This window comes from Variovorax sp. 20P10.2.4 (assembly GCF_058244205.1).
In genome coordinates this window covers 1-6,817 of sequence record NZ_JBZAYE010000405.1, presented here as the reverse complement: position 1 = coordinate 6,817, position 6,817 = coordinate 1, and the positions used below count along the sequence as shown (strand labels likewise).

Genomic DNA, 6,817 nt, shown 5'->3' with positions numbered 1-6,817 from the left:
CGCTTCGGCCAGCCACCAGGCGGTGGAGGTCTTGCCGTTGGTGCCGGTCACGGCCAGCAGGTCGAGCCGGGCCGAGGGATGGTCGTAGAAGGCCGCGGCGATCGGGCCGGTGGCGGCCTTGAGGCCGGGGTAGCTGACGATGCGCTCGTCGCCATCGAAGCCGAAGGCCTCGACGCCCTCGTGCTCGACCAGGCAGGCCGACGCGCCCTGCGCCAGTGCCGCCGCCACGTGCTTGCGGCCGTCGGTCGCGGCGCCGGGCCAGGCGACGAACACGTCGCCCGCGGCCACCGCACGGCTGTCGGCATGCAGCGCGCCCTGCGGCGCCCGCTCCTTGAGCCAGGCCGCGGCCAGTGGGGGGGAAGTGAAGGTCAGCATGCTCAGAAGCTCTCGTCCACGCCCTGCGTCATCACCAGGGGCTTGACCGCCAGGTCGGGCGGCACGTTCATCATGCGCAGCGTCTGCTGCACGACCTCGCTGAACACGGGCGCCGCGGCCAGGCCGCCGAAGTACTGGCCGTCGCTGGGCTCGTCGATCATCACCGCGACGATGATGCGCGGCTTCTCGATCGGCGCCATGCCGGTGAACCAGGCGCGGTACTTGTTGCTCGCATAGCCCTTGCCGACCTGCTTGTGGGCCGTGCCCGACTTGCCGCCGACCGAGTAGCCGATGGTCTGCGCGCGCGTGCCGGTGCCGCCCGGGCCCGCGGCCATCTGCAGCATCTTGCGCACCGCGAGCGCGTTCGACGGCGAGAAGACGCGCACGCCGGCCGGCGGCTCGGTGTTCTTGAGGATCGTCGCCGGAATGATCGCGCCATCGTGCGCGAACGCGGTGTACGAATGTGCCATTTGAAACAGCGAGGCCGACAGGCCGTAGCCGTAGGCCATGGTGGCCTGCTCGACCGGCTTCCAGGTCTTCCAGGGCCGCAGCCGGCCGGTGACCGCGCCGGGGAACTGGATCTGCGGCTTCTGGCCGTAGCCGAGCGCGGTGTAGGTGTCCCACATCTCGTGCGGGGTCATCTTCTGCGCGATCTTGAGCGCGCCGACGTTGCTCGACTTCTGGATCACGCCCTCGACCGTCAGCGTGCCGTAGTTGTGGGTATCGCTGATGGTGAAGCCGCCGAGCTGGTAGCGCCCGGGCGAGGTCTCGATCAGCGACGAGGGCTTGACCCGGCCGGCCTCCAGCGCCATCGCCACGGTGATCGGCTTCATGGTCGAGCCGGGCTCGAAGGTGTCGGTCATCGCGCGGTTGCGCAGCTGCTCGCCCGTGAGGTTCTGGCGCTTGTCGGGCACGTAGCTCGGGTAGTTGGCCAGCGCCAGCACCTCGCCGGTGACGGCGTCGAGCACCACCACGCTGCCGGCCTTGGCCTTGCGCGCGGTCACGGCGTCGCGCAGCTTCTGGTAGGCGAAGAACTGCACCTTGCTGTCGACGCTGAGCTGGATGTCCTTGCCGTCGAGCGGCGGCACCTGCTCGCCCACGCCCTCGACCACGCGGCCCAGGCGGTCCTTGATCACGCGGCGCGAGCCGGCCTTGCCGGCCAGGTCCTTGTCGAACGCGAGCTCGATGCCTTCCTGGCCGCTGTCCTCGACGTTGGTGAAGCCCACCACGTGCGCGGCGGCCTCGCCCTCGGGGTACTGGCGCTTGTATTCCTTGCGCTGGTAGATGCCCTTGAGGTTCATCGCGGCGATCTGCTTGGCGATCGGCTCGTCGACCTGGCGCTTGATCCAGACGAAGGTCTTGTCCTCGTCCTCGAGCTTCTTGTCGAAGTCCTTCTGCGGCATCTCGAGCAGCTTGGCGACCTGCTTGAGCTTGGCGCGCACCTCGGGATCGTCGCGCTCCACGTCCTCGGGAATGGCCCAGATGCTGGGCGCCACCACGCTCGACGCGAGGATCAGGCCGTTGCGGTCGAGGATGCGGCCGCGATTGGCCGGCAGCTCGAGCGTGCGCGCGAAGCGCACCTCGCCCTGGCGCTGGAAGAAGCTGTTGCCGAACACCTGCACGTAGGCCGCGCGGCCCGCGAGCACGACGAAGCCCAGCGCGATGCCGCCGACGATGAACTTGCTGCGCCAGACCGGCGTCTTGCTCGCCAGCAGGGGGCTGGTGGTGTAGCGCACGCTGCGGCGGGTCATCGCTGCCCCCTTGCGGCTGCTGCGGCGGCCGGCTTGTTGGCAGGCGGTGCAGGCGGCGGCGCGACCACGGCCGGGATCACGCTGCCGTCGGGACGCACGTACTGCGTGATGGCCGGCGAGGTGGTGCGCATCTGCAGCTGCTCTTTCGCGAGCTTCTCCACGCGCAGCGGCGTGGCCTGCGCGCGCTTCTCGACCTGCAGCCGGTCGTGGTCGAGCTCGAGCCGGCGCGTCTCCTGCATCGTGCGGTCGAGCTCGGTGTAGAGCTGGCGCGAGAGGTATTGCGTGTGCACGAGGTAGAGCGCCGTGGCGATCACGGACAGCAGCAGCAGCAGGTTCAGGCGTGCCATCTCAGCGGCCTCCCCGTTCGCCGCGCAGGGCGGCCGCAGAAGGCACGAAGCCGCCCGTGGTGCGGCGGCTGGAAATCGTGCGGGCGGGACCGTGGACGCGAGGTCGTGTCATGGCGTCTCCGTTCGTTCGGCCACGCGCAGGATCGCGCTGCGCGAGCGCGGGTTGCCGTTGACCTCGGCCTCGGAGGGCTTGATGCGCTCGAGCGCGCGCAGCCGCATCGCCTTCGGCGCCGCGAACGGCGCACGGCGGTCGTAGACCTCCTTCGAGTGCTTCGCGATGAACTGCTTCACGATCCGGTCTTCGAGCGAATGGAAACTGATCACCGCGAGCCGGCCGCCGGGTTGCAGCACCGACAGGCTCGCCTCTAGCGCCTGTTGCAGCTCTTCAAGCTCGGCGTTGATGAAAATCCGAAGAGCCTGAAATGTGCGCGTTGCAGGGTTCTGGCCCGGCTCGCGGGTTTTGACCGTGCCAGCCACGAGCTCGGCCAGTTCGGTGGTGGTTGAAATTGCGCCCCGTTCTTGTCTGCGAGCAACAATCGCCTTTGCAATCTGAACAGCAAACCGTTCTTCGCCATAGTCACGGATCACCTCTGCAATTTGTTGGAGTTCTGCCGTTGCCAGCCACTCGGCCACGCTCTCGCCGCGCGTGGTGTCCATGCGCATGTCGAGCGGGCCGTCGAAACGAAAACTGAAACCGCGCGCCGGGTTGTCGATCTGCGGCGAGCTCACGCCCAGGTCCAGCAGCACACCGGCCACGCTCGCGCCGGGCAGCTCGCCCAGCGAACGGAATCCCTGGTGCCGGATGGAAAAACGCGCATCCGAGATGCGCGCTGCTTCGGTCACCGCTTCCGCATCCTTGTCGAAGGCAATCAACCTGCCTTCCGGCGCCAGCCGCGCGAGGATCGCGCGCGAATGCCCGCCCCGGCCGAAGGTCGCGTCCACGAAGGTGCCGGGCGCGGCCGTCTGGCCTGCAAGAAGGGCTTCGACCGCTTCGTCCAGAAGAACGGTCGTGTGGGTCCATGCGGTATTCACGATGCCCCTCAGAACGCGAAGTCCTGAAACACATCCGGCATTTCGCCCTGGGTGGCCTCGGCCTCCTTGGCCTCGTAGGTGGCCTTGTCCCAGAGTTCGAAATGGTTGCCCATGCCCAGCAGCAGGGTGTCGCGCGTGATGCCCGTGGCCGCGCGCAGTTCGGGCGACACGAGGATGCGGCCGGTGCCGTCCATCTCGACGTCCATCGCGTTGCCGAGGAACACCCGCTTCCACCACTGCGCCGACATCGGCAGCGCGGCGATCCGCTCGCGGAACTTCTCCCATTCCGGGCGCGGGAACACCATCAGGCAGCCATGGGGGTGCTTCGTGATCGTGAGCTGGCCGCCTGCCGTGGCGCTCAGGACGTCGCGATGCCGGGTCGGCACGGAAAGCCGCCCCTTGGCATCCAGACTGAGCGATGAAGCGCCTTGAAACACGACCGAGAAACCCCTGTGGTGGGAAGGCCGCAGCGCCCGAAGGGCACACTACTCGCACTTTTTCCCACTTAACTGCACTTTTTTGCACTGTAGCAGGAAACACTTCCGGCGCAACCAGGCGTGCGGGGTATTTTTTGTAATGGAATCAACGACTTAGCGCCGATTCCAAGATTCTGGAATCGGCGAATTTCGTTGAGAATGAACCACTTAGCTCACGCAGTGAATGTGATGCGTGAAGCGTTGCCCCTGTAACAGGGGCAAGGGAGGCGACTTCAGAGGATGAAGCGCGACAGGTCTTCGTCGTGACTTAGTGCCGCCAGGCGCTGGTCCACGTAGGCGGCATCGATGCGGATCGTCTGACCCTCGAGACGGGTCGCGTCGAAGCTTACTTCATCGAGAAGACGCTCCATCACCGTCGACAGGCGGCGCGCGCCGATGTTCTCGGTGCGCTCGTTGACCTCGAAGGCGATGCTCGCGAGACGGGTCACGCCCTCGGGCGTGAAGTCGAGCGTGACGCCCTCGGTGGCCAGCAGCGCCTGGTACTGCTTCACGAGCGAGGCACGGGTCTGCGTGAGGATGCTCTCGAAGTCCGCCACCGACAGCGACTGCAGCTCGACGCGGATCGGGAAGCGCCCCTGCAGTTCGGGGATCAGGTCGCTGGGCTTGCTCAGGTGGAAGGCGCCGCTCGCGATGAACAGCATGTGGTCGGTGCGCACCACGCCGTACTTGGTGCTCACGGCCGTGCCCTCGACCAGCGGCAGCAGGTCGCGCTGCACGCCCTGGCGCGAGACGTCGGTGCCCTGCGCCTCGCTGCGCGTGGCGACCTTGTCGATCTCGTCGATGAACACGATGCCGTTCTGCTCGGCATTGGCGATCGCCTGGGCGCGGATCTCGTCCTCGTTCACCAGCTTGGCCGCTTCCTCGTCGATCAGGAAGCGCATCGCCTCGGCAATCTTGAGCTTGCGCGTCTTGCGCTTGCCCTGGCCCATCTGGCCGAACATGCCCTTGAGCTGCTCGGCCATCTCCTCCATGCCGGCGGGGCCCATGATCTCGAGCGGGGCGCGCGTCTCGACCAGGTCGATCTCGATCTCCTTGTCGTCGAGCTGGTGCTCGCGCAGCTTCTTGCGGAAGGCCTGGCGCGTGGCGTTGCCGCTGTCGGGCGCGGTGCCGTCGGCCAGCCGCGCGGGCGGCAGCAGCACGTCGAGGATGCGCTCCTCGGCCGCATCCTCGGCACGCGCGCGCACCTTGGTGCTCTCGGCCTCGCGGGTCTGCTTGACGGCGATTTCGGCCAGGTCGCGGATGATCGAGTCGACGTCCTTGCCCACGTAGCCCACCTCGGTGAACTTGGTGGCCTCGACCTTGATGAAGGGCGCATCGGCCAGCCGCGCGAGGCGGCGCGCGATCTCGGTCTTGCCCACGCCCGTGGGGCCGATCATGAGGATGTTCTTGGGCGTGATCTCGGCGCGCAGCTTGTCGTCGACCTGCTGGCGGCGCCAGCGGTTGCGCAGGGCGATGGCCACGGCACGCTTGGCCTGCGGCTGCCCGACGATGTGGTTGTCGAGCTCGGAGACGATTTCCTGGGGGGTCATGGACATGGTGGCGGGCCTCAGAGCGTCTCGACGGTGTGGTTCATGTTCGTGTAAATGCAGAGTTCGCCCGCGATCTCCAGCGATTTCTTCACGATCTGCTCGGCCGTGAGCTCGGTGTTGTCGAGCAGCGCCTTGGCCGCCGACTGCGCGTAGGCGCCGCCCGAACCGATGGCGATCACGCCGTTCTCGGGCTCCAGCACGTCGCCGTTGCCGGTGATGATCAGCGAGGTGGTGGCATCGGCCACGGCCAGCATGGCCTCGAGGCGGCGCAGCACGCGGTCGGTGCGCCAGTCCTTGGTCAGTTCGACCGCGGCGCGCGACAGGTGGCCCTGGTGCTTCTCGAGCTTGGCCTCGAAGCGTTCGAACAGGGTGAAGGCGTCGGCCGTGGCGCCGGCGAAGCCGGCCAGCACCTTGCCGTGATAGAGCCGCCGCACCTTGCGCGCCGTGCCCTTGATGACGATGTTTCCGAGTGTGACCTGCCCGTCCCCACCGATGGCGACCTGGTCGCCCTGGGGGGTCTTGCGGCGCACGCTCACGATGGTGGTGCCGTGAAATTGTTCCATCGCAGCCATCTGGGGACTGGGCGGGGCAATGCAAGTCCGCGCGCAGCGGCGTGAAAGCCTAGTTCTTGCGCAGCGCGACCGTCGCGTGGTCGGCGATGCCGACCAGCCCGAACAGGGTCGCGATCAGCCGGTGCGCATCGACGAACTGCACCCGCTCGCCCTTGGCATCGCGCTCGCGCACCCAGCCCAGCAGCGCGGCGGCCGCGGCCAGGTCCATGCGCAGCAGCGCGGCGCAGGAGATCACGGGGGCGGTGCCGCCGCGCAGGTCGGCATCGAGCCGCTGCAGGTTCGACGGCGACTCGCCGCGCAGGTCGCCCGCGAGCGCCGCGAAGCCGCTGCCGGCCGAGGGGAAGCTCTCGGATTCGCCGCCCACCGACAGCAGCGACCAGACCGAGCCCATGCGCGACGGCGTGGACACCGGCGCGGCGATCGCGCTGTATTCGCCGCGCGGGTCCTGCCAGGACGGCGGCGACACCTCGTAGGTGATGCAGTAATTGAGCGCCACCAGCTCGAAGTCGTCGGGCAGGTGCATCAGCCGCAGCGCGGCCATGTGCAGCTGCCACCAGACGTCGTCGATGCCGCGCTCGTTGTTGGGCGCCGACTCGGCCAGCACCGCCAGCAGCTGCGCCGCGCCGATGAAGCGCAGCTTGACCGGCGAATCGGCCCAATGCGCGAACAGCACGCGCAGCGGCGCCGCGGCATCGGAGCCGATCGCGCCCAGCG

8 protein-coding genes are annotated in these 6,817 nt (G+C 68.0%); all 8 read right to left on the bottom strand.

From position 1 onward, the window contains the following. Window positions 1–375, bottom strand: a 375-nt coding sequence (locus AC27VN_RS28445; RefSeq protein WP_490878706.1) for a Mur ligase domain-containing protein, incomplete at its 3' end; no start/stop codon positions are given. A 2-nt stretch (window positions 376–377) separates the two neighbouring features. Further along, on the bottom strand, window positions 378–2,126 hold the full coding sequence (locus tag AC27VN_RS28440) for a peptidoglycan D,D-transpeptidase FtsI family protein (protein ID WP_093353367.1): 1,749 nt from the start codon (window positions 2,124–2,126) through the stop codon (window positions 378–380). Continuing rightward, complete coding sequence (gene ftsL / locus AC27VN_RS28435) at window positions 2,123–2,473, bottom strand: cell division protein FtsL (RefSeq protein WP_093353364.1); 351 nt, start codon at window positions 2,471–2,473, stop codon at window positions 2,123–2,125. Before ftsL ends, AC27VN_RS28440 begins: the two co-directional genes overlap by 4 nt. Window positions 2,474–2,581: 108 nt before the next feature. Beyond that, window positions 2,582–3,505 carry a 16S rRNA (cytosine(1402)-N(4))-methyltransferase RsmH gene (rsmH, locus tag AC27VN_RS28430; RefSeq protein ID WP_296795755.1) on the bottom strand — a complete coding sequence of 308 codons (924 nt, stop codon included), beginning with the start codon at window positions 3,503–3,505 and terminating at the stop codon, window positions 2,582–2,584. 8 nt (window positions 3,506–3,513) lie between these two features. After that, window positions 3,514–3,942 carry a division/cell wall cluster transcriptional repressor MraZ gene (gene mraZ / locus AC27VN_RS28425; protein WP_057597021.1) on the bottom strand — a complete coding sequence of 143 codons (429 nt, stop codon included), beginning with the start codon at window positions 3,940–3,942 and terminating at the stop codon, window positions 3,514–3,516. Between the two features lie 272 nt (window positions 3,943–4,214). Then, complete coding sequence (hslU, locus tag AC27VN_RS28420) at window positions 4,215–5,537, bottom strand: ATP-dependent protease ATPase subunit HslU (RefSeq protein ID WP_490878705.1); 1,323 nt, start codon at window positions 5,535–5,537, stop codon at window positions 4,215–4,217. Window positions 5,538–5,548: 11 nt separating this feature from the next. After that, window positions 5,549–6,094, bottom strand: coding sequence for an ATP-dependent protease subunit HslV (gene hslV / locus AC27VN_RS28415; protein WP_057597019.1), 546 nt, complete (start codon window positions 6,092–6,094; stop codon window positions 5,549–5,551). Between the two features lie 58 nt (window positions 6,095–6,152). After that, on the bottom strand, window positions 6,153–6,817 hold a 665-nt coding region (locus AC27VN_RS28410), incomplete at its 5' end, for an STAS domain-containing protein (RefSeq protein ID WP_490878704.1).